The sequence below is a fragment of the Achromobacter sp. JD417 genome, from assembly GCF_041879325.1.
In the GTDB taxonomy this organism is placed as follows: Bacteria; Pseudomonadota; Gammaproteobacteria; order Burkholderiales; family Burkholderiaceae_B; genus Achromobacter; species Achromobacter mucicolens.
Map to the genome: position 1 here is coordinate 4144416 of NZ_CP087159.1, position 22070 is coordinate 4166485.

21 protein-coding genes and 1 tRNA gene are annotated in these 22070 nt (G+C 64.9%); 9 read left to right on the forward strand and 13 right to left on the reverse strand.

Features of this window, described 5'->3' with window-relative positions; genetic code table 11:
* Positions 1-40: 40 nt before the first annotated feature.
* A complete protein-coding gene (aspT, locus tag LN047_RS19085) occupies positions 41-1729 on the reverse strand; it encodes an aspartate-alanine antiporter (RefSeq protein WP_373979878.1) in 1689 nt (562 codons plus the stop codon).
* Here aspT and LN047_RS19090 point away from each other — a divergent pair.
* A complete protein-coding gene (locus LN047_RS19090) occupies positions 1728-2708 on the forward strand; it encodes a hypothetical protein (RefSeq protein ID WP_373979879.1) in 981 nt (326 codons plus the stop codon). The genes aspT and LN047_RS19090 overlap by 2 nt on opposite strands.
* Positions 2709-3429: 721 nt before the next feature.
* Here LN047_RS19090 and LN047_RS19095 read toward each other — a convergent pair.
* A complete protein-coding gene (locus tag LN047_RS19095) occupies positions 3430-3642 on the reverse strand; it encodes a hypothetical protein (protein WP_373979880.1) in 213 nt (70 codons plus the stop codon).
* A gap of 434 nt (positions 3643-4076) precedes the next feature.
* Between LN047_RS19095 and LN047_RS19100 the strand changes: the two genes are divergently transcribed.
* Positions 4077-4289, forward strand: a complete 213-nt coding sequence (locus LN047_RS19100; protein WP_373979881.1) for a hypothetical protein — start codon at positions 4077-4079, stop codon at positions 4287-4289.
* 15 nt (positions 4290-4304) lie between these two features.
* Here LN047_RS19100 and LN047_RS19105 read toward each other — a convergent pair.
* Positions 4305-4380: transfer RNA gene (locus tag LN047_RS19105), tRNA-His, on the reverse strand.
* 219 nt (positions 4381-4599) lie between these two features.
* On the opposite strand from LN047_RS19105, the gene cls reads away from it, so the two are divergent.
* Positions 4600-6057: a cardiolipin synthase gene (cls, locus tag LN047_RS19110; protein WP_373979882.1), complete on the forward strand. Its 1458-nt coding sequence runs from the start codon at positions 4600-4602 to the stop codon at positions 6055-6057.
* Positions 6058-6102: 45 nt separating this feature from the next.
* Here the strand turns inward: cls and LN047_RS19115 are convergent, their stop codons facing one another.
* On the reverse strand, positions 6103-6531 hold the full coding sequence (locus LN047_RS19115; RefSeq protein ID WP_152385058.1) for a PaaI family thioesterase: 429 nt from the start codon (positions 6529-6531) through the stop codon (positions 6103-6105).
* A gap of 189 nt (positions 6532-6720) precedes the next feature.
* On the opposite strand from LN047_RS19115, the gene LN047_RS19120 reads away from it, so the two are divergent.
* Positions 6721-7593, forward strand: a complete 873-nt coding sequence (locus LN047_RS19120) for an NAD(P)-dependent oxidoreductase (protein WP_056323227.1) — start codon at positions 6721-6723, stop codon at positions 7591-7593.
* A gap of 58 nt (positions 7594-7651) precedes the next feature.
* On the opposite strand, the gene LN047_RS19125 is transcribed toward LN047_RS19120, so the two are convergent.
* Positions 7652-8923 (reverse strand): MFS transporter, encoded by a 1272-nt coding sequence (locus LN047_RS19125; RefSeq protein WP_373979883.1) that lies wholly within the window; start codon positions 8921-8923, stop codon positions 7652-7654.
* A 301-nt stretch (positions 8924-9224) separates the two neighbouring features.
* Positions 9225-9881, reverse strand: coding sequence for a GntR family transcriptional regulator (locus LN047_RS19130; RefSeq protein ID WP_063954363.1), 657 nt, complete (start codon positions 9879-9881; stop codon positions 9225-9227).
* Positions 9882-10095: 214 nt separating this feature from the next.
* On the opposite strand from LN047_RS19130, the gene LN047_RS19135 reads away from it, so the two are divergent.
* The 4 genes from LN047_RS19135 to LN047_RS19150 all read left to right on the forward strand — a co-directional run bounded on the left by LN047_RS19135 (position 10096) and on the right by LN047_RS19150 (position 14897).
* The gene (locus tag LN047_RS19135; protein ID WP_062842169.1) at positions 10096-11070 is read left to right on the forward strand and encodes a tripartite tricarboxylate transporter substrate binding protein; all 975 of its coding nucleotides are present in this window, start codon (positions 10096-10098) and stop codon (positions 11068-11070) included.
* A 24-nt stretch (positions 11071-11094) separates the two neighbouring features.
* Complete coding sequence (gene ggt / locus LN047_RS19140; protein WP_373979884.1) at positions 11095-12690, forward strand: gamma-glutamyltransferase; 1596 nt, start codon at positions 11095-11097, stop codon at positions 12688-12690.
* Positions 12691-13002: 312 nt separating this feature from the next.
* Positions 13003-14229, forward strand: coding sequence for a trypsin-like peptidase domain-containing protein (locus tag LN047_RS19145; RefSeq protein ID WP_373979885.1), 1227 nt, complete (start codon positions 13003-13005; stop codon positions 14227-14229).
* A gap of 116 nt (positions 14230-14345) precedes the next feature.
* Positions 14346-14897, forward strand: coding sequence for a DUF3455 domain-containing protein (locus LN047_RS19150; protein WP_373979886.1), 552 nt, complete (start codon positions 14346-14348; stop codon positions 14895-14897).
* Positions 14898-14937: 40 nt separating this feature from the next.
* On the opposite strand, the gene LN047_RS19155 is transcribed toward LN047_RS19150, so the two are convergent.
* The 7 genes from LN047_RS19155 to LN047_RS19185 form a co-directional block, all read right to left on the reverse strand.
* Positions 14938-15888 (reverse strand): hypothetical protein, encoded by a 951-nt coding sequence (locus tag LN047_RS19155; protein ID WP_373979887.1) that lies wholly within the window; start codon positions 15886-15888, stop codon positions 14938-14940.
* Positions 15889-16236: 348 nt separating this feature from the next.
* On the reverse strand, positions 16237-17343 hold the full coding sequence (locus tag LN047_RS19160; RefSeq protein ID WP_373979888.1) for a porin: 1107 nt from the start codon (positions 17341-17343) through the stop codon (positions 16237-16239).
* A gap of 264 nt (positions 17344-17607) precedes the next feature.
* Positions 17608-18351, reverse strand: coding sequence for a glutamine amidotransferase (locus LN047_RS19165; protein ID WP_373979889.1), 744 nt, complete (start codon positions 18349-18351; stop codon positions 17608-17610).
* 17 nt (positions 18352-18368) lie between these two features.
* A complete protein-coding gene (locus tag LN047_RS19170; RefSeq protein ID WP_174245433.1) occupies positions 18369-18638 on the reverse strand; it encodes a hypothetical protein in 270 nt (89 codons plus the stop codon).
* Between the two features lie 121 nt (positions 18639-18759).
* Positions 18760-19722: a Bug family tripartite tricarboxylate transporter substrate binding protein gene (locus LN047_RS19175; RefSeq protein ID WP_373979890.1), complete on the reverse strand. Its 963-nt coding sequence runs from the start codon at positions 19720-19722 to the stop codon at positions 18760-18762.
* Positions 19723-19751: 29 nt separating this feature from the next.
* On the reverse strand, positions 19752-20393 hold the full coding sequence (locus LN047_RS19180) for an RraA family protein (protein WP_373979891.1): 642 nt from the start codon (positions 20391-20393) through the stop codon (positions 19752-19754).
* A gap of 4 nt (positions 20394-20397) precedes the next feature.
* A complete protein-coding gene (locus LN047_RS19185; RefSeq protein WP_373979892.1) occupies positions 20398-21111 on the reverse strand; it encodes a PIG-L deacetylase family protein in 714 nt (237 codons plus the stop codon).
* Positions 21112-21211: 100 nt separating this feature from the next.
* Between LN047_RS19185 and LN047_RS19190 the strand changes: the two genes are divergently transcribed.
* On the forward strand, positions 21212-21928 hold the full coding sequence (locus tag LN047_RS19190) for an IclR family transcriptional regulator (protein WP_056323196.1): 717 nt from the start codon (positions 21212-21214) through the stop codon (positions 21926-21928).
* Positions 21929-22070 lie beyond the last annotated feature (142 nt).

Sequence of the window (22070 nt, forward strand, 5' to 3'; positions counted from 1 at the left end):
TAAGCCCCGGCAGACAGCCAGCCGAGGCGCGTGGGTGTCGTTACGAAAGAATCATGATCACCACCATGCCCCAGATCGTCAGCAAGGTATTGCCGACGGCGTAGGTCACCGTGTATCCCAAGCCAGGAACCTGGCTTTTCGCGGCCTCGCAGACCATGCCGAGCGCCGCGGTGGTGGTGCGCGCTCCGGCGCAGATGCCCAGGATCAGGGCCGGGTCGAAGCGAAAAATGAACTTGGCGATCAGCATCCCCAGCACGAGCGGAACGGCGGTCGCGAAAATGCCCCACAGGAAGAGGCTGATGCCCAACTTCTGCAGCCCGGCGACGAAACCCGGGCCGGCCGATATACCCACCACGGCGATGAACACATTGAGCCCGACGGAGTTCATGAACCACAGCGTGGGCTCGGGAATGCGGCCAAACGTGGGGTGGATGGCGCGGAACCAGCCGAAGACGATGCCGGCAATCAGCGCACCGCCCGCAGTGGAGAGCGTGAGCGGGATGCCGCTGACGTTGATCACGACGGCGCCGGCAAGCGCGCCGATCGTGATGGCCAAGGACATGAACGCAACGTCCGTCACCGCGGTCGGCCGGTCTACGTAACCGAGATTCTCGGCGGTCGCATTGATGTCCTGAGTGCGACCGACGACGGTGATGACGTCGCCCCGGAACAACTGGGTCTTTGGCAGGATGGGTATCACTGTCTCGGTCGGACCGCGCCGGATCTTTTTCAGGAACACGCCACGGGCGCCCGGCCAATGCGCCAGTTCTTCCAGCGGCTTGCCATCCACATTCTTGTTCGAGATGTAGATGTCGACGCCCTCGGTCTTGATGTCCAGCAGCTCGGCATCCTCGACTTCGCGCCCGCTGGGGCCAAGCCGTTCGATCATCTGGTTGCGCTTGCCGCCGATCGCGACCACGTCCCCCGCCTGGATGACGGTTGCCGGATCCGCCTCGATGATCTTTCCGCCTCGCCGGATCCGCTCGACAAACGCGCGGAATCCGGGCTGCACGCCGGCCTCGATCTCGCTGACGGTCCTGCCGATGAATGGGCTGTTCTGTGCCACCGAGTAGGCCCGGACGTCGAACTCGTACCAGTTGGTGGCGTCCGCCCCGCCCTGCCCGGCTCCCAGTTTCACCTCATAGGCCTTGCAGGCGGCCACCAGGTCGATGCCAAGAAGCTTCGGCCCGATCTGCGCCAGGATGATCGCCGAGCCCACGGTGCCGAAAATGTACGTGACCGCGTAGGCGATCGGCATGGCGTCCAGCAACGCCTGGGTGTCCTCGGGCGAGCGGCCAAGACGCCCGATCGCATCGGTCGCCAGCCCCATGGACGCGGAGATGGTCTGCGACCCCGCGAAGAGGCCGGCCGCGGATCCCAGGTCGTAACCGGCAAGGATCGCAGCAACGACGGCCGCGCCCAGGGACAACAGCGCCATGACGACGGCAAAGATCGCCTGGGGTAGTCCATCCTTGGCAATACCGCGCACAAATTGCGGCCCCACCCCGTATCCCACCGCAAACAGGAACATCAGGAAGAAGACCGATTTCACGTTGGGGGATATCTTGACGCCCAGTATGCCGATGACGATCGCGACAAGCAGCGTCGAGGTCACGGCGCCCAGACTGAAGCCCTTGAAGCTTTTGCCGCCTATCCAGTATCCGAAGCCCAGCGCCAGGAAGATGGCGATTTCCGGATAGGCTTTAAGCGTGTCCACAAACCAACTCATGATTCTCTCCTTGACTGTTCCTGAATGGAAAGCACTGAGTCATGCAGGTTCGGAAATCCAGTGCGACGCCCGCGCAACGCGGATGTGCAGCGTCAGAGTAGAGCAGCCCGCATCAACGAAATTGACATCGGTCAACATACCCAACGGCCCATGTCTGAAACTGTTTGGGACGCAAATCGCTGCCATCTGCACAATCAAAATCAACGCGCGGTGCCGGCGCGAAGCCGGACGTGCTCGAAGCGCTGGAGCTTCCTTTTACGGGGAAACAAATGCCATGGACTTCTTTAGCAATTTGCTGCAGCGCAACCCGGAACTGGCAGTTTTCCTTGCCATCGGGATCGGCTACTGGGTGGGGGCATTCAAGATTCGCGGCGTCGGCTTTGGACCCGTAACGGGATCGTTGCTGGCCGGGCTGCTGATCGGATACTTCGTTCAAGTTCCGATATCGGATACCGCAAAGCAGGTGCTGTTCCTGTTATTCATGTTCGGAATTGGATATTCCGTGGGCCCAAGCTTCTTCCGGGGAATGAAGGACGGCGGGTGGCGATGGGCGGTGCTGGGCCTTTTGGTTGGCTGGCGCAATGCGGGCAAGCCGTTATTCGGCCGAATTTCCCACGCTTCCCTGGAATTCATGAAGTCGATCGGGCTGGCCGGCTTCGTCGCCATGATCGGATTGAAAGCCGGGCCTCTTTTTGTCGACGCGCTGAAAGAAGTTGGACTGACGATCTTTCTGGCGGGCATCGTCGTGACGCTGGTGCCCTTGTTTGTGGGCTTGCTGGTCGGACGATATTTGTCGAAGCTTGAGCCGCTTTTATTGTTGGGCGCATTGGCCGGCGTGCAAACCATGACCGCCGGCCTTGCCGCGGTTCAAGAAAAATCTGATAGCCCCGTCGCGGTCATCGGCTATTCCGGCACAGTGGCCTTCGGACATATTCTGATCACGACATGGGGCACGGTGATCGTCTGGCTGTTGTTTTGAGGCGGGGATTATTGTTTTGGCGTTCGATGCCGTTTTAGGCCCGCCAGGCCAATCTAGTGACGTGGGCGGGGCATCCAATCGAATTCGACCGCTTCGCCTTCGCTATCAACCATGAGCCGCCTGCGCGAGTTGGTATCCAACCAGTCAAAAGTAGTAATACGAATGGAGTAAACTCTGACGCGATCCGTTACTTGTTTATTTCAAATCACATGAAAAGGATTGTTCCCCTCATTGCACTGGCCGCCGTCATCTACGCATTGTTAGTGATTTTCTCACCGAAGAACGCCCAGCCTATCGACTGTCGCATGATCGGAAATTCCTCAGGAAACCCTTCCAAAAATTGCCATCGATAAGGCAGTATCACCTCTAGTTGACACCCTCCACTTGCCTACCGACACAATCCAATTCTGGAACTGTATTAGGGCGTTATCACCATTAAGGTGTTGTGCCCCGATTTCCCTCCGGAACGATTTAGCGGGCTGGGCCCGACCACCGCCAAATCCAGCGCCTTTTTGCAGGGAGCAGCATTCCGCATTCGAAGTCGCGCGAAAATTGTGCGGACGTCTCAGGCAGTGCCCAATCACCTCATCTGCGCGTTGCTCTTGGCCCGAGCCGCCGGGAACAAATTCAACTTTTTCAAGTCGCTCAGGGCATGGCGTTGCCACTCCACGTCGTAGTCCGACACCCCAACTCTACGAAGGAAACTGTGCGTTGGCCTGTTCTAGGGCAATACCTTGAAACGGCCGTTATGTTGCCATTTCAAGACCTCCGAGTCCTTGGGCGCGTCTAGCGTGTAGTACGTGTAGTCCTCAGCCTGCGCGAACCACTTGTACTGAGCCCGCGTGAAACGCAGCATGATGAGCATGTCACACATCTGCTCGTTGATCTTCTTGATATTGGCGTTACTGGCGTACGCCGCAGAGACGAACTCCACTGTCCTGTATCCCGGTCCAATCGTCCGAGCACTGCCGTTTGCCTCCCAAAGCTGCTTTCTCGGGCCAGCGGTTCCCAGGCCAAGTCCACAATCTGATCGAGTTCTGGTTCTGGAGTGGCCTACGGACGTCCGAAGTATTCGGCGTGCAATGGCCGAACATAGACCTGGCATCCGGCTCCGTGCCGGTGGCAGACGCTCTGGTACGCGGCGAGAGAAAGGATCGAACAAAAACAGCCGTAGCGCGACAGGTCATTCTGAACAGCGGCGCGCTGGCCGCCATTCAGGCTCAACGGCAGCACACTCAGATCGCCGGTGCCGCGGTGTTTAACGATCCGCGGTACTCAGCGCAATGGGAAGACGAGCGCGCATTTGGGCGCAGCTTTTAGACACCAACGTTGAAGCTTTTGGGGATTCGCTACAGAAGGCCATACAACATGCGGCACACGTATGCGACGGTGATGCTGATGGCTGGGATGACGCCGGCCTTCTGCGCGAAGCAGTTGGGCCACAGCGTCGAGATGTTCTTGAAAACCTATTCCAAATGGCTGGACGGTGATCAGAATGAACTGGAGATGAGGCGCCTGGAAACAGCGATTTCTCCCCAGAATCTCCCCGAGAAAGCAAAACAGGCGCCTAAGCGCCTGTAATGTATGGGAAATTCTTGGGGTGGCTGATGGGACTCGAACCCACGACAACCGGAATCACAATCCGGGACTCTACCAACTGAGCTACAGCCACCACTGGTCTTGCTTTGCACTTCAGATTTACTGAAGCGCTTTCGTCGCAGCGCGCTTTTGAAACCTGTTTCGAAAGAAGCTCAACAACGAAGAGGCCGAATTCTAGCACGTTTTTTTAAAGCGTGTGAAATCACTCCCAAGCAGCACGTTTGCCACCCGCGGCAGCCTTGCTATCCTTGCGCTTGGTTAACCAATGGAGGCCGCGTCTCAAGCCCTCGCCATGGATCGCATACACGCATTTTTGATCGAATACTGGCCTCATATTGCCTTTGCCATCAGCATCGTGGCGGGCACGGGCGCGGCGGTGCATGCTGCGATGACCAAGCAGGATGTGCGGGCGGCCATCGGCTGGGTGGGGGTGGCGATGTTCTCGCCGATCCTTGGGGCGCTCTTCTATTTCGTCGCCGGGATCAACCGTATCCGCAAGACGCGGGTGTCGCAGCAGCGCGACGACGCCATGCAGGAAGACGCCGAGCAGGTCGAGACTGCGCCGGTCGATGTGGTGTCGATCTCGGGCGAGCAGTTCGCGTCGCTGAAGGTGCTGGGTGACCGGGTCAGCCGGTTTCAGCTGCTGGCCGGCAACGAGGTGCGGCCGCTGGCCGGTGGCGACGAGACGTATCCGGCCATGCTGCAGGCCATTCGCGAGGCCCGCCACACGGTGGCGATGCAGAGCTATATCTTCGACAACGATCCGATCGGGCGGGAAGTGGCCGAGGCGCTGATCGAGGCGCAGGCGCGGGGCGTGCAGGTTCGCGTGCTGATCGACGCGGTGGGGTCCAAGTACTCCCGTCCGCCGATCGTGCGCATGCTGGCGCGGGCGGGCGTGCCGGTGGCGCGGTTCATGACCAATCCGATGGGAGTGCTGCGCATGCCCTATGCCAATCTGCGCAGCCACCGCAAGGTGCTGGTGGTGGATGGCCGGGTGGGCTTTACGGGCGGCATGAACGTGCGGGCGGCGTTTGTCAGCGCGCTGGCGGGCGACGCCACCAACCACGATACGCATTTCCGCGTGGAAGGACCGATCGTGACGCAACTGATGTCGGTGTTTGCGCATGACTGGAATTTCACGACGCACGAGTCGCTGCCCGCCAAGCCGTGGTTCGATCCCGACTTCATGCCGCCGTCGGGCCGCGTGCCGATCCGCTGCGTGCCGTCAGGGCCCGACCGCGCGCTGGGCAGCACGCACAACATGCTGCTGGGCGCCTTGGCCGTGGCGCGGCATCACGTGCGGATCCAGTCGCCGTACTTCCTGCCGGACCAGACGCTGATCGGGGCGTTGGCCACGGCGGCGCGCCGCGGGATCATTGTGGACATCGTGATCCCGGGCAAGAACAACCTGCGGCTGGTCGATTACGCGATGACGGCGCAGCTGGACCAGGTGGTGCGCACGGGCTGCCGCGTCTGGCGCTCGAGCGGCGCGTTCGACCACTCAAAGCTGATGACGGTGGACGGGGCCTGGACGTATGCCGGCTCGTCGAATCTGGATCCGCGCAGCCTGCGATTGAATTTCGAGCTGGACACCGAGATCTACGACCGCGACGTGGCGCGATGGCTCGATGCGCGCTTCGATGCGCTGGTCGCCAACGCGCACCGCGTGACGCTCGAGGACCTGCTGCAGGCGCCCTTTGCCAAGCGCCTGCGAAACAAGGTGATCTGGCTGGCCACGCCGTATCTGTAGCGCCCCCCCCGCCCCCGCGTTGATCACCCGCGCGGCTCGCCGTGGCTAGCCGTCCGAGGCGGGCACGGCGGCGTGGCGGACCGCGAACACGGCGCTGGCCTTGAGCATGGCGCGGCCGTCCACCTGCAGACGGCAGGTCGCATAGATCAGGCGCTTGCCCTGCTTGTCGATCTGCACGTGCGCCTCAAGCCAGTCGCCCGGATTGACGGCGTTCAGGAATTCAACGGACATCTGCGCCGTGACGACGGAGACGTGGGCGTCTTCCGAGATGACAAGCCCCAGCGCGCTGTCGGCAAACGTTGCCAGGAATCCCCCGTGCGCCATGCCGTGCATGTTGCCGTGCGCCGTGGTGACACGCAGCCCCAGCACGTTGTCGGCCTTGCGGCGGTAGAACGGGCCAAGATCGTTCAGGTGGCGCATGAACTGGCTGCTGGGATACCAGGGCGTGAAACCGGCGGGGATGGAGTCTGTCATGGCTGCCGCTGCAAGAGTCCCGATGGACGATCCTCGAAAGTATTGCAGACGCGCCCGCCCCGGCATAGCGCGGTGATCGGCGCGCGGACGCCCGGCGAGCGGCCGCGAGTGCGCGTTGGCCCCGCTTGCGGCTTCTGCGGGTAAGATTTACGGCACAACAATCACCCTACATGGCAGGAGCAGTGGAAGATGGCAAAAGTCGGCATGGTTGGAATCGGCCTCATGGGCCACGGTATTGCAAGCAACCTGGTCAAGCACGGTCACGCGCTGACCGTGCTTGAGCATCCGGGCAATCAGCCCCTGGACTCGCTCAAGGCTGCTGGTGCGGTCAGCGTGGCCAGCGGCGCCGAGCTTGCCGCGCAGTCGGATGTGATCATCCTGTGCGTGACCGGCAGCCCGCAGGTCGAAGCCGTGCTGCTGTCGCCGGGCGGCGTGCTCGAGGGACTACGTCCGGGCACCGTCATCATCGACTGCTCGACCGCCATCCCCTCGTCCACCGTGAAGGTCGCCCAGGCGGTCACCGAGAGCGGCGGGCGCTTCCTCGACGCGCCCATGACCCGCACGCCCAAGGAAGCCGCCGAAGGCCGGTTGAACCTGCTGGTGGGCGGCGATGCCGCGCTGTTCGAGGAATGCAAGCCGCTGCTGGCCTGCTTTGCCGAAAACATCACCCATGCCGGGCCGGTGGGCGCGGGCCACCGAATGAAGCTGCTGCACAACTATGTGTCGTTGGGCGTGGTGGCGCTGCTGTCCGAAGCCGCGGCGTGCGCGCTGCGTTCGGACATCGACCCGGCCGTCTTCACCGAGGTCCTGGCAAAGGGCGGCGGCGGCGGCGTGGCGCTGGAGCGCATCAAGCCGTATCTGCTGGAACAGGATCCGTCGTCGCTGCGCTTTTTCATGTCGAATGCGCAGAAGGACCTTTCGTACTACAACACCATGGCCGCCGAAGCCGGCGCCGTGCGCGAGATCGGCGCCGCCGTGCAGCACACGTTCGACCAGGCCGTCACGCAAGGCGGCGGCGAGCGTTATGTGCCCGAACTGGTGTCGCTGCTGAAAGACCGCTAGCCGTCCCGCACGCCGGGGATGCGCCGCATCCCTGGCCGGTTGCCGCGGCGCGGCAGGTTCAGCGTCCGGCAGCGGCCGCCACGCGCGGCGCCCGCAGGACGCCGCGCGGCGGCAGGCGCAGCGAAATCAGCGCCGCCAGCAACAGCAACACCCCGGCCGACCCGAACGCGACCCAGTGCGTGCCGAAGGTTTCGAAGGCCCAGCCGCCCAGCCACGAGCTGATCATGCCGCCCACCTGGTGGCCCAGATACGTCAGCCCATACAGCACGCCGACCAGCCGGATGCCGTACACGTCGGCCAGGATGGCCGAGGACAGCGCGATGCTGCCGGCCCAGACGATGCCGCCGATGGTCGCGGCCAGGTACAGCTCCCAATGCGCGCCCACCATGACGAGCGCAAAGAATCCCAGGCCTCGCACCAGATAAATGGCGGCGAGAATGTTGCGGCGCTCGACCTGATCGGACATGCGGCCCAGCACCAGCGTGCTGAAGATGGCAACCAGGCCGATCAGACCGATGCCCAGCGAGCTGGTGGTGGGGTCAAAGCCGTGATCCATCAGCATGGGCATGCCATGCGTGCCCAGCAGGTTCATGCTGAACCCGCAGGCAAACAGACCCAGCGCAACCTGCCAGAACGGCAACGTGCGCAGCGCCTCGCCCAGCCGCGGCGCGGGCGTCTTGGCGGCCGGCTTGGCCGAACTGGATTTCTCGACGATCTGATGCGGCAGCAGGTCGGTGTGCTCGGGCGCCTCGTCGCGCATCACGAAAAGCGCAATGGGGATGGTCAGCACGGCGAACAGCACCGCAAAGCCCAACAGCGTTTCCTGCCAGCCCACCGCCGAAATGGCGTAGGTGAGCGTCGGGGTCATCAGCGCAATGCCGGCCATCGACCCCGTGGACAGGAAGAAAAGCGCCATGCCGCGCTGGCGCGTGAACCAGCGGCTGATCACCGGTGTCAGCGCGACGGGGCTGGTGAAGGCAAGGCCGATGGACAGCGCGACACCGAAGGCGAGCAGGAATTCGAGGGGGCTGCGCGCGAAGACGGTCCAGATGGAGGCGGCGACGACGATGGCCGTGCCGGTCAGGAGCACGAAGCGCGTGCCGCGGATGCTGACCAGATAGCCGGCGAGCGGCATGCCCAGGCCATAGCACAGCATGCCGATCGCCACGATGCCCGACAGCAGGCTACGCGAAAAACCCAAGCCTTCGGCCATGGGCAGAAAGAACGGTCCGATCCCCATGCGCAGGCCGACCGTAAACAGCGTGAGTACCGTGGCGGCGCCAACGATGTTCCAGCCGAAATACCAGCCGCCCGACTCTTGCTTGTCCAATTCCTCTTCTCCTCGGTGTCTTTTTTATGGCCGGTTGTGCGCCAGGACTTGCAGACACCGAGGGCAGGCACGGAGGGGGCTCCGCTGTCGACAGGGGGTGGGAAGGACCAGGCGTGATTCGGCTTGCTTGCGCCGGCGGACGTGCGCCGCCGGACGCGTCACATATTACTCCTGGCTATATGCGAGCGGGACGGGGAATTGGAAATCCTGTCCGGTGAGCGGTCAGCGCATTGAAGCCGTTTGGCAGGCGCGGATGGCGCCGTGGCGGCCGGGTGTCGGACAACCGGCGCGGCGGCGCGGATCAGCCCGCCTGTTCAAGGAACGCCTGCAGCGCCGGGACGGTATTCAGGACGTGTTGGCGCATGGCGGCCTCGCAGCGTGCCGCGTCGCGGGTTTGCAGGGCGTCGATCAGTTCCTGATGCGATTCGCGCACGCGCAGCACGCGGCCGGGTTGGGCGGCCCACAGGCGCATGTAGGGCTCGACGACCGAGTGCAGTTCCGAGATCTGGTTCAACAGGCGCGGCTGCTTGCAGAAGCTGCACAGGTATTCGTGGAATTCGCGGTGGGCGGCGGTCCAGTCCAGGTCTTCGTTCGCGCCCTGGTCCAGCTGCGCCAGCATGTTGACCAGCCGGCGGATGTGTTCGGGCCCCATGTTGGCCACGGCGTTGCGCGTCGCCAGCCCTTCCAGCACCGAGCGCATTTCAAAGACCTCCAGCATTTCCTGCTGGTTCAGGCCGCGCACCACGGCGCCGCGGTTGGCGCGGATCTCGACCAGGCCCTCCGAGGCCAGGCGGCGCAGGGCGCCGCGCACCGGCATGCGGCTGGTGCCGATTTCAGCCGCCACGACGTCCGGCACCAGCCGCTGACCGGGCGCATAGTGGCCCAGGCGGATTTCACGCTGCAAATGCAGGTACGCCTCGTCTTCGGCGCTGATGGCTGTCTTCTGGAATTGCAGCACTTTCGTCCCCGGGCTTGAAAAGCCGCCATGATAGATAACGGCGAAAATAACACAAACTGGATCCAATGATCCATGAATACAAATCCTAATGGCCGGATGCGCGCCGCTTGCGTTTAATCCAGGGCAGGACGCGGCATGCCGCGCCCGCTCGGCCGGAAGGGGCAAGAGACCCGCCCGGCCCATACGCTTTCCATAACGCGATCAAGGGGAATCCATGAAATTTCGTCTCATCCGGGCGCTGGCAGGCGCTGCCGCCGTGGCCTTCGCGGCGCAGGCCGGCGCGCAAGCCACGGACTGGCCGCAGCATCCCGTGCGCATCGTCGTGCCCTTCCAGGCCGGTTCCGCCACGGACCTGATCTCGCGCCAGCTTGGCGCGGCGCTGTCCGCCGAGCTTGGTCAGCCCTTCGTCATCGAAGCCCGTCCCGGCGCCGCGGCCGCCATCGGCAGCGCATCGGTCGCACGGTCCGCGGCGGACGGCTACACGCTGCTGATGGGCGGCCCGGCCGCCGTCGTCACCAACCGCTTCCTGCAAAAGCGCCTGGCCTACGATCCTGACGCGTTCGAGTTGGTCTCGCTGGTGGCCTACACCCCGAACATCCTGCTGGCCAACCCCAAGCAACCCTTCAAGACGCTGCCCGAAATGGTCGCCTATGCGCGCGCCAATCCGGGCAAGCTGACCTATGCCTCGTTCGGCACGGGCACGACCTCGCACATGGCGGGCGAAATGCTCAAGTCTGTTGCCGGCATCGACATCCTGCACGTGCCGTACAAGGGCGCGGGCGAAGCCATCCCCGCCCTGCTGAGCGGCCAGGTGTCGATGTACTTCGACACCATCATGACCGGCCTGCCCCAGGCCAAGAGCGGCGCGCTGCTGGCGCTGGGCATGTCCAACTCGCAGCGCTCGGCGCTGGCGCCGGACATTCCCACGATCGCCGAGCAAGGTTTTTCGGGCTACGACATCGCGCCGTGGTACGGCCTTGTCGCACCGCAGGGCACGCCCGCACCGATCCTCGACAAGCTCAACCGCGCCGTCAACAAAGTGCTCGCCGATCCCGCATTGCGCGGTAAGCTCGCCGAAGCCGGCGCCGAGCCGCGTGGCGGCAGCCGCGAGGAATTCGCCGCCTTCATCAAGGCTGAGATTCCGCGCACCAAGCAGCTGATCGACCAGGCAGGCATCACCCCGCAGTAATTTTTCCAACGAGTTCCAGCATCCATGTCCTCCCCCTTCGATTGGTCTTTTCCGTACGCTTCCCGAAAAATGCCGGTCCTGGCCGCCAACGCGGTCGCGACCAGCCAGCCACTGGCTGCGCAGGCGGGACTACGCATGCTGCTGGCCGGTGGCAATGCCGTTGACAGCGCCATTGCCACCGCGATCGCCCTGACCGTCGTCGAACCCGTGATGAACGGGATCGGCGGCGACATGTTCGCCCTGGTCTGGCACGACGGCCAGCTCCACGGCTTGAATTCCAGCGGCTGCGCGCCGGCCGCGTGGACACCCGAATACTTCGACGGCCGCGACGCGATGCCGGGCACCGGCTGGGGCACGGTCACCGTGCCGGGCCAGGTCGCCGGCTGGAAGGCCTTGTCCGACCGCTTCGGCAAGCTGCCCTTCGCCAAGCTGTTCGAACCGGCCATCGCCTACGCCGAAGAAGGCTTCGCGGTGTCGCCGACCATTGCGCGCCAATGGGCCAACCAGGCGCCCAAGCTTGCCGCCGAACCCGGCTTTGCCGACGCCTTCCTGCCGCAAGGCCGCGCGCCGCAAGCCGGCGAATGGTGGCGCTTTCCGGACCAGGCCAAGACGCTGCGCGACATCGCCGAGACCGGTGGTGAAAGCTTCTACCGCGGCGAACTGGCCCGCAAGATCGCGGACTTTGCCAGCAAGACGGGCGGCGCCCTGAGCGCGGTGGACCTCGCCGAACACCGGCCGGAATGGGTCAAGCCCATCTCGCAATCCTTCCGCGACTACGAGCTGCACGAGATCCCGCCCAATGGCCAGGGCATCTCGGCGCTGATGGCGCTGGGCATGCTTGAGCAATTCGACCTGGAAGGCATGGGCCGCGACAGCGCCGACTACTACCACGTCAGCATCGAGGCCATGAAGCTGGCGTTTGCGGACCTGCACCACCACGTTGCCGATCCGCGCCACATGCGCACCGACGCCAACGCGCTGCTCGACCGCGCCTATCTTGCCGAACGGGCCCGCCTGATTTCCATGGACCGCGCCAGCGTGCCCACCGCAGGCACCCCGGCTACCGGCGGCACGGTCTACCTGACCGCTGCCGACGCCAGCGGCACGATGGTGTCCTTCATCCAGTCCAACTATCACGGTTTTGGCTCGGGCGTGGTCGTGCCCGGCACCGGCATCAGCCTGCACAATCGCGGCCTGAACTTCGTGCTGAAGCCGGGTCACGCCAACCAGATTGCGCCGCGCAAGAAGCCGATGCACACCATCATCCCGGCGTTCGTGACGCGCCGCGGCCAACCTCTCATGTCGTTCGGCGTGATGGGCGGGTCGATGCAGGCGCAGGGCCATCTGCAGATGGTCACGCGTCTGGCGGCGTTCGGCCAGAACCCGCAGGCCATGAGCGACGCGCCGCGTTTCCGCGTCGAGAACGGCCCTGTCGTGAACGTGGAGTCGCACCTGCCGGCCGACGTGGTCGATACGCTGCGCGCGCGTGGCCACAACGTGGCGGTCGCGCCGGTGGACAGCCTGGAGTTCGGCTCGGCCCAGCTCATCTGCCGCCTGCCGCAGGGTGGCTACGTCGCCGCGTCCGACTCTCGGCGCGACGGCCAGGCCGTCGGGTTCTGACCACGCGGGGCGCACCGGACCGGGCGCCAAAGTTCGGCGACAATCCGTGACCGTTCGCGCGCCGGCCGCAAGCCGCGCGCGTCGTCACACGCGTGCAGCGGGGACGGTGAACACTGCCGCCTCGTTGCCGGAAGGATCGATATGCCCCGCCTGGCCTTGCCGCCTCTTGAACCCCGTTGCGTCGCGCGAAGTGCATCGCGCCGCGCGCGACGCCTACCCGCATTCCTTGCCACGGCCTGCTGCGCCCTGCTGCTGGCCGCGCCGCTACCGCCTGCGCGGGCCGCGCTTCCGCTGGCTGTCGACGGACAGCCCTTGCCCTCGCTGGCCCCCATGCTCGAGCGCGTCACGCCCGCCGTCGTGAACATCTCGGCGCAATCGGACGGACAAGCGGCCAACCCGGCGCGCGCGCCCGGCGGCGTGCGCCAGAACGTCGGATCGGGCGTCATCGTGGACGCCAGCCAAGGCAACGTGCTGACCAATCACCACGTAATTCGCGGCGCCGCCACCATCCGCGTGTCGTTGCAGGACGGCCGCAGTTTCAACGCCACCGTCGTGGGCAGCGATCCGGACACCGATCTGGCGGTGCTGCGCATCCCCGCGCAAAACCTGCAAGCGCTGGCGTTGTCCGATTCCAGCGATTTGCGCGTGGGCGACTTCGTGGTCGCCATCGGCGATCCCTACGGCCTGGGCCAATCCGCATCGTCGGGCATCGTGTCCGCGCTGGACCGGTCCAGCCTGCGCGCCGCCGGCTACCAGAACTTCATCCAGACCGACGCCTCCATCAATCCGGGCAACTCGGGCGGCGCGCTGGTCAATCTGAACGGCGAGCTGGTGGGCATCAACACGATGATCTACACGCCGTCGGGCGGCAACGTGGGCATCGGCTTTGCCATTCCGTCCAACTTGGCGGGCGAGGTCATGCGGCAGTTGCTGCAGCACGGGCAGGTGCAACGCGGGGGGCTGGGTCTGGACACACTGGACATCACGCCGCGCAATGCGCGCCAGCTTGGCCTGGCGCCCGGATCGACGGGCGTGGCCGTTGCCCGCGTGGCGGATGGTTCTCCCGCGCAGAAGGCCGGCATCCAGGCCCGCGATCAGATCCTGTCGATCGACGGCAAGGCGATCGGTTCCAGCGCGCAGTTGCGCAACGCCGAGGGCCTGCTGCCGGTGGGCCGCCAGGTGCGTGTGGGGCTGTTGCGCGCGGGCGCAAAGCGCGACGTCGTGCTGCGCATCGAACCCGAACAAAACGAGCGCCTGCATGGCGGCTCGCTGGACGCGCGCTTGAATGGCGTCGAGTTCACCGAGGTGGGACGCGCGCAGCGCGTGCAGGGCAATGACGGCGCGGCAGTCAGCGCCACCTATCCGGACCGGGGCCCGGTGGCTGCGCGCCTGCAGCGCGGCGACATCGTCATCGGCGTGAACCAGCGACCCGTCAGCAAGCTGGCGGACCTGCGCGACCTCTTGAGCGGCGCGGGCGCGCAGCCGCTGGTGTTGACGCTGCTGCGCGGCAAAGCCGCCTACACGCTGCAAATCAATTGAGACCAGCGCCGGCGGGGAATCGTGGCAGAATGGCCCGATTCCGGCTCAGCCGGACCTTGGGCCAAGCGCGCCCGCAACTGCCACCGCGGGCGCCCTGCCCGCCCGAAGGAGCATGGATGAACCGCATTCCGACTCACCCTCGCCCGGCGTTGGCCGGACTGTTCCTGGCGGCCAGCCTGACCGCCTCCGCCGCGGCGGCCCAGGACAACGTGCCGCAGATCATGCAGGTACCGGCAGACAACAGCGTCGCATGGCGCGCGCCGGCCGAAGGCGTCATCACCTACGAATGCCGGATGATCCAGACCGACGGCGCGCGCTACGCCTGGGTCATCGCGGGCGCGAGCGCCACGCTGGGCGCGGGCCCGGCGGGATTATCGGACGCGCGCGGCACGTACAAGAGCCCGCCAGAAAGCTGGCGGGCCGCCGACGGCTCGACCCTGACGGGGATGGAAACCGTGCGCGCATATGCCGGACCGGACCGGCTGTACGACCAGCTCGTGCTGGCCAATCCGTCGGGAGGCGTGGGCGTGCTGACCGGCGTCACGTACATTCAACGGCTGGTTCGCGCAGGCGGCGGCGTGCCGCAAACGACCTGTTCGCCGGCCAACAAGGGCCAGAAAACGCAGGTGGCATACCAGGCCGATTACGTGTTCTGGAAGCCGAACTGATTCCGGTCGGCGTGACGGACGCTCTGGCCTGTCGCGCCGATTACGGCGTTACGGACATGCCCTTTTTCAGTTCTTCGACCAGCCCGGGATGCCGGGCTTTTTCTTGCGCCAACGTGTAGACCGAAAAGGTCACGACCTTTTTGCCCGACGCCGCGAACAACGCCGTCAGTTCGGCGGGACGGCCGGACAGCCTGCTGGTTGCATCAAGTTGAAAGACGCCGATGCTGCCGACCTTGAACGCGCCGTCGCCCGTCTTCTTGAACGTGGGCACCGCGGCCTGCTGCTGCGATTGGAAGCCTGCGGCCATCGCCCCCAGCGTGAAGGCGTCGTCATCGCCAACGGCCTGTTCGACCGGCACATCGATCACGATGATGGCCTGCATGGTCGCGCGGTTCAGGTAGATCTTGCCCGAGACCTCGGGCGTGGCCGGATCGGACGGAAACTCGGTTTCGGTGAAACCCGCGGGGATGGCGACGTGGAGCTTGCCGTCCAGGACCTGCAGCGGTGGAGGAGGTGGCGGCGGCGCCACCGCGGCGTCCACGGGTGCGCCATTCGGATCCTGCGCGGCGGCGGGGTCGCCGGACGCTTTGGCATCGGCGGGCTTGGCTTCTGCTGGCTTGGCTTCTACTGGCTTCGCTTCTGCTGGCTTCGCTTCTGCTGGCTTCGCTTCTGCTGGCTTCGCTTCTGCTGGCTTCGTTCCAGCCGGCTTGGTTTCGGCCGGCTTGGTTTGCGCGGGCTTCGCTTCGGGCGGCTTGACCTCGGCCGGCTTAGCGTCTGCTGGCTTGGCATCTGCTGGCTTGGCATCTGCTGGCTTGGCATCTGCTGGCTTGGCATCTGCTGGCTTGGCTTCGGCAGGCTTGGCTTCGGCAGGCTTCGCTTCGGCCGGCTTGGCTTCGGCAGGCTTCGCTTCAGCCGGCTTGGCGCCAGCCGGCGAGGCATCCGGGGTCTGCGCAGGCGCGGCCGTTGCGGTCAGGGCCAGCGCCAACGCCAAAGTCATTTCCGCGAGCCGAGCATTGTGCGTTTGCATAGCTATCCGATGTTTAGGCTGAGCTTCCAATACTACAACGCCCGCGCGGCCCTTTTGGGCCGCGGCCGCGCAATGAGGGATTGTGGGAAGGCGTGGCCGGCGGTCAGCCAGAAACGGCAAAGCCCGCGCCAGAATGCGCGGGCCTTCGGCTTGCCATGATCGAAGTTCGGGTGAGCGGACTGAGAGTGGAGCTAGGGAGGTGGCCGCTTTTTTCGCGTCTGTGGCCGGGTAAGACGCCCAATCCGCTCAGTGCAACCGCGGTGCAGGGCGCAAGCGGCGCGCGCCAGGCGCGCCGCTCATCACGTCTGCCGCTTAGAAGCGATGACGGATACCAACCATGCCGACCGTGGTCTTGACGCCGTCGATGAACGCGAAGTCCGTGGCGTAGGAACCCAGCGCGTACACGTTCGTACGCTTGGACAGGTTGTACGTGTAGCCGATGCTGTACACGTTCATGGCCGAATCGCCACCGGTCAGCAGATCGCTGTCCGGATCGGCACGTTGCCACGAAGCCAGGATCGAGCTGGCGCCGAGCGGCACGGTCAGGCCGACCATGTACGAATTGGCCTTGAAGTCTTCGACGCCAACGTTCGAACGGAAGCCATCGGCGATGGTTTCGGTGCTGCCGAAGGCGTTGATGCTCTGGCCGGTGAACCAGCCGTCACGCGTCTGGCCGAAGGCGGCCGCCAGCTTCACGACTTCGAAGTCGTACGAGGCGCCGACGTTCCACGACTTGGGCGTGGCATCGTTGCCAAGCTGGTTGGCGGGGTTCAGCTGGTCGTACGTCAGGGCGACGTTCAGGGGGCCATTCACGTAGCGCACGCCGGCCGTGATGGCGCGGGTGTTGTTGGCGGTGCGAAAGCCCGTCTGCGCCGCGGTCGTGTCAGCGACGTTGAACGAGTAGCCGATGCCAGCCTGGAAGCCGCCGAACGACGGGGTCGAGTACTGGACCATGTTGTCGTAACGGACGGTGTTGGCGGCGCTGAACGCGTTGCCGATGTTGGCCTGGCCGTAGCTGGCGCCGAACGGATCGATCGCGCCCAGGTACTTGGAGGCGATGTTGGTCTGACGACCGAATTCCAACAGGCCCCAGGACGAGCTCTTCAGGCCGATGGTGGCTTGGCGGCCGAACAGGCGGCTGCTCTGGCCCGATTGGCCGTTGGCCGAATTGAAGCCGCTTTCAAGCGTGAACACGGCGGAGAGGCCGTCGCCCAGATCTTCCGAACCACGCAGGCCCCAACGCGAACCGCTGGAAACGCCATTGCTCATGCCGACCTTGGATTCGTGGAAGCCATCGCCCTTGATCCGCTGATAGCCCACGCCCGTATCGATCAGGCCATACAGCGTCACCGAGGTTTCCGCCTGCGCCATGCCGGACAGCGCGGCGAAGATGGCGGTGGCGAACAGAGTCTTTTTCATTACAGATTCCCATTGATGTGAACAGACATGCGCAGGTAGCCAGACCCGCGTTGCGGGCGGCACAGTGATGCACACGGCGCATGGCAGGAACGAATTCTAGGGACGCAATATGTCAGTTCTGGGGACGCAAGGGATGTGGCGCAAAGAAGCGCAAATCAATCGTTTTTTTGTGGCGCGAGACCGACAGCGGCGCACGCGCGCGCCACACCGGCAGGCGTGTCACGCGCGTGTGATATGAAGGCAGGAAGCCGCTATCCGCTTCGGCTAGGCGAAGCGCCGCGCAAAGGTTCGCAGCAGTTGGCGCGCATCGTGCGTGGGTCCCAGCCCGGCGACCATCGCCGCCACGTCGTAGCCCTCTGCCTCGAAGACCGGCGCCCGGCGCGCCAGGCAGGCCGACATCAATGTGGGCGAGAACTCGGGGTGGAACTGGACGGACCATGCGTTCGGTCCATAGCGCAGGATCTGGTGCGGATCGTGCCGCGACCGCGCCAGCACCTCGGCGCCCGGCGGCGGCGTCAGCACGCTCTGCTCATGCGTGAGATTGGCAAGAAAGCGCGGCGGCAGCGCGCCAAACAACGCATCGCCGGCGACGTCCGCGCAAAAGTCGATGGCATGTTGGCCGATCTCGCGGCCTTGGGGATGGAAATCGACCACGCCGCCCAGCGCGTGCGCCATCAACTGATGGCCGTAGCAGATGCCCAGCAGCGGCAGCTGCGCGCGATGCGCGCCGCGCAACCATTCGGCAGTGCGTTCGCTCCAGGGTTCGCGATCCGTCACCATGGACCAGGATCCGGTCAGCACGGCCCCGGACAGCTCGTCCCACGCGGGCAGCGCCTCATCATCGTGGGGTTTGCAAACGCGCACCGGCAGGTCCGGGTCGTCCAGCGCGGCCAGCATCCAGTCGGACTGTTCGCCTTGCGCCTGCCGCAGGTCTTCGGGCGGGCGGCCCATCTGGATGATGGCGAGCGGTTTTCGGGTCATCGACGACAGTTCGACGGCGTTGGGCAAGACATTAACGGTGTGGATTACTTATCGAACAGGCGGCGCAGGCGCTGGGACTCGGCCAGGTTCAGGCGCTTGGCCTCGTCTTCCGCGTATGCCCGCTCGCCGACATCGTAAGAGCCTTCGTGCAGGCACTGCTTGCGATTGGATTTGCACTCGTTGCTGGCCCGAGCGGGCGTGGTAGTTGTCGCGCTGGCCTTTTCCTCTGCCGTCGGCTTGGTGGACGAGCAACCGGCCACCAGCGCGACGAAGAACAAGGCCGCGCCGCAGCGGCTGATCGTAAGAATCGACATTTTCCCGGCCCTACAGAAATGCTGTAGGCGCTTTTATAGCAAAGCCTGGCCGGAAAAGACGTGTTAAGTCGTAGCAAAAGCGGGGTAAGGCGGCCGCCCTCCCCGCTTTGCCACGCGATGCCTACTCGATTTCGATGCCGGCTTCGTCAATCAGCGCCGTCCACTGCGCGGTGTCGCGCCGCACCGTGTCGGCAAGCTGCTGCGGCGTGCTGGAGACGAACTCCACGCCCTGCGACTCGAACTTCTGGTTCAGCTCGGGATTCTTCAGGGTGTCGACCACCGCCGCGTTTAGCTTGGCCAGCACCTCGGGCGGCGTGCCCGCCTTGGCAAAGAGCGCGTACCAGGTGGTGTACGACACGCCTGGCAGGGTCTGCGAAATCAGGGGCAGCTTCGCGGTATCCGCGCCCTTGCTCGGCGCGCTCATCGCCAGCGCCTTCACGGCTCCCTTGTCGATCATGGGCTTGAGCGACGGCATGCTGCTGAACAGCGCCTGAACCTGACCCGACGCCAGGTCGGTCAGCACCTGCGAGGTACCCCGGTAAGGCACGTGCACCACATCCACCTTGGCCTTGCTCTTGAACAGTTCCATGCCCAGATGCGCCACGCCCCCCACGCCTGCCGACCCGAAATTGACCTTGCCGGGATGGGCGCGCGCGTAATCGACGAGTTCCGGCACCGAATTCACCGGCAACTGCGCGTTCACCACCAGGACGTGCGGGCTTTCGGTCAAGAGGCTGATCGGCGCCAGCACTTCCAGCACCTTCTTGCCCTGCATGGCCTTGGACGGCACCGTCATGTTGCCCGAGGCAGGCATGAGCAGCGTGTAGCCGTCCGCTTCCGCGCCCAGCACCTGGTTCAATGCCGGCACGCCATGACCGCCGCCCGCATTCACAACCACCACGGGCTGCCCCAGCTTTTCGCCAAACAGCTTGGCGAATTCGCGTCCGACCATGTCCGCGGGGCCGCCTGCCGCAAACGGCACGATCATGCGTATCGGCCTTTCGGGATAGTCGGCGTTGGCCGCGGCAAAGGGCGCAAGGCCCGTCATCAGGGCGATCGCGCCCAGCGTGTGCTTGAAGTTCATTGTCTTCCTCCTGTTGTATTGAATAGCTGTTATTCGGACGCAGGCAGCGACGGCCCAATGTCCAGCGTGGCCTTGGCCAGCGCGTCGTCAAGCCACACGGGCCGCAGTTCGCCGCGCGCGATGGCGGCCATGCGGCGGGCTTCGGCGCCGGCCTTGGTCAAGGCTGCCGCAACCATCGCGTCCATTTCCGCCGGGGCGACCACGACCAACCCGTCGTCATCGCCCAGGATCCAGTCGCCCGGATCGACGCGCACACCGCCGCACTGGATCTGGCGGTTCACAGTGCCGCCGCCGGCCTTGGCGGGCCCCGCTGGCGAAATCGCAGCCGCGAACACGGGCAGCAGGCCCTGGCGCAGCTCTGCCGCGTCGCGCACCGACCCGTCGATCACCACGCCGGCGATGCCGCTTGCGGCGGCCTGCGCACACATGATTCCGCCCATCACCGCGCGCTCGGTGTAGCCCTGCGCATCCACCACCAGCACATCGCCGGGTTGCGCAAGCGCGAGCGCCGCGTGGATCGCCAGGTTGTCGCCCGCCGGGACCGACACCGTCACCGCGCGGCCGCGCACGGTCCATCCCGCACGCAGGGGTTTGATCGCCGCGCGCAGATAGCGCGCTCCGGCGTCCGCCAGCAGTGTGCTGGTCAAGCCGGATTCGTGGATGTCGCGCATGGGGTCACTCCATCAAGGCCGAAACCACGGCCGGGAAAATGCTCTGATAGGCCTCGCCATAGCGCGTGCCCGCCGTCTTGCCCCGGCGCCCGGCCTGCGCGCCACGTTGCAGCGCGACACGCTCGTAGTACGCCCACAGGTTGCTTTGCGTCGGCATGGCCTGCATGGCCTGCCACTTGCGTTCCCACACCTCCGTGATGTCCAGCAGCACATTGGGCTTGAAGCCGCACAACTCGGTCTGATGGGGCTCAAAGCACAACACTTGCGGCGGCACCACGAAATCGGCGCCATGCCCCGGCGCCATGGCCTGCATGCGGGCGCGCAGCGTCATTTCGAACGTGCGGCAGTGATCGAGATTTGAAGGATCGTGCTCGGGGTGGGTGAGCACCACCGACGGCTTCGTGCGGCGCAGCGTTTCGGAGATGCGGCGCACGGCGTCCGGCGAGTCGGGCAGCGGATAGTCGCCCAGGTCGTGAAAGTCCACGCTGCTCACGCCCAGGATCTGCGCGGCGGCTTGCGCCTCGGCGTGACGCTGAGCCTTGACCGCCTCGCGCTGCGTATCGCCTTTCCACGCCGAGTTGGACTCTCCGTTTTCGCCATAGCTCAGGCAGACCAGATGCACCTGCACGCCACGCTGCGCATGCAGGGCCATCGCGCCACCACAGCGCCAGACAAAATCGCCCACATGGGCAGTTACCACCACCATCGAATTTGCCATCCCGGCCTCCCGAATCAACAGACTAGGTGCATTTTAAATTTACGAAACGACGTTGTATTACATACAATCAGCAAGCAAAAATGCACCTCTTGGAGAATTCATGAGCAATGATGGCGTCGTGGCCGTTGAACGCGCGCTCAGCGTGCTGGACTGCTTTCGTCCCGGCGCGGAGCACCTGTCGCTAGCCGATTTCGCAACCCGCCTGCCCTTGCACAAGACGACAATCTTTCGTCTGCTCAATTCGCTGGCGCGATGCGGCTATGTGGTGCGCGAGCCCGACGGCCGCTATGGGCTGGGTCCGCGCGTGCTGTTCCTGGCGCGGGTCTACGAGCGCGGCTTCGACCTGGAGGCCGTCGTCATGCCGGTGCTGGAGCGGCTGTCGGCAGACACCGGTGAAAGCGCGGCGTATTACGTCGAAGGCGGAGAACCGGGCCAGCGCCTGTGCCTTTTCCGGCATCAACCGCACGAAGGTCTGCACAGCCAGGTCATTGCCGGCAGCGTGATGCCGCCCGACAAATCATCCACGGGCCAGGTCTTTGCGATCTGGGCGCAAGGCGAACGGCGCGATCAGGTCCGCCTGCCGATCTTCTCGTGCGGCGCGCGCGATCCGTATACGTCGTCCTGGTCTGTTCCGGTCATCGGCCAGGAAGACCGCTTCGTCGGCGCGCTGACCATTGCCGGCCCCTCGGCACGGCTCAAGACCGTGGACGCCAAGGCGTTCGAGGCCATGATCCTGGAACGCGCCGACGACCTGTCGCGCAGGTTGGGCGCTTCATCCGACATGCGCGCCGTGCTTTACCGGCCGGACGCGTCGTAGCGCAACCCAGGGACCGGTTTCCGCGCAGGCATAACCGGCCCTTAACAGGCCTATTAGTAAGGCTAATGAATAAAACCGGGATTTTTTCGGCAAAATTCCGGACTCAAGAAGTTATCCCCCCACCCGAGGCAAGGCGACTGCG

Coding starts and splice junctions, on each gene's coding strand:
- LN047_RS19150 (WP_373979886.1), top strand. CDS start 14,346: ATGAACCGCATTCCGACTCACCCTCGCCCGGCGTTGGCCGGACTGTTC.
- LN047_RS19090 (WP_373979879.1), top strand. CDS start 1,728: ATGATTCTCTCCTTGACTGTTCCTGAATGGAAAGCACTGAGTCATGCA.
- LN047_RS19135 (WP_062842169.1), top strand. CDS start 10,096: ATGAAATTTCGTCTCATCCGGGCGCTGGCAGGCGCTGCCGCCGTGGCC.
- LN047_RS19185 (WP_373979892.1), bottom strand. CDS start 21,111: ATGGCAAATTCGATGGTGGTGGTAACTGCCCATGTGGGCGATTTTGTC.
- LN047_RS19175 (WP_373979890.1), bottom strand. CDS start 19,722: ATGAACTTCAAGCACACGCTGGGCGCGATCGCCCTGATGACGGGCCTT.
- LN047_RS19170 (WP_174245433.1), bottom strand. CDS start 18,638: ATGTCGATTCTTACGATCAGCCGCTGCGGCGCGGCCTTGTTCTTCGTC.
- LN047_RS19120 (WP_056323227.1), top strand. CDS start 6,721: ATGGCAAAAGTCGGCATGGTTGGAATCGGCCTCATGGGCCACGGTATT.
- ggt (WP_373979884.1), top strand. CDS start 11,095: ATGTCCTCCCCCTTCGATTGGTCTTTTCCGTACGCTTCCCGAAAAATG.
- aspT (WP_373979878.1), bottom strand. CDS start 1,729: ATGAGTTGGTTTGTGGACACGCTTAAAGCCTATCCGGAAATCGCCATC.
- LN047_RS19100 (WP_373979881.1), top strand. CDS start 4,077: ATGCGGCACACGTATGCGACGGTGATGCTGATGGCTGGGATGACGCCG.
- LN047_RS19160 (WP_373979888.1), bottom strand. CDS start 17,343: ATGAAAAAGACTCTGTTCGCCACCGCCATCTTCGCCGCGCTGTCCGGC.
- cls (WP_373979882.1), top strand. CDS start 4,600: ATGGATCGCATACACGCATTTTTGATCGAATACTGGCCTCATATTGCC.
- LN047_RS19190 (WP_056323196.1), top strand. CDS start 21,212: ATGAGCAATGATGGCGTCGTGGCCGTTGAACGCGCGCTCAGCGTGCTG.
- LN047_RS19115 (WP_152385058.1), bottom strand. CDS start 6,531: ATGACAGACTCCATCCCCGCCGGTTTCACGCCCTGGTATCCCAGCAGC.
- LN047_RS19180 (WP_373979891.1), bottom strand. CDS start 20,393: ATGCGCGACATCCACGAATCCGGCTTGACCAGCACACTGCTGGCGGAC.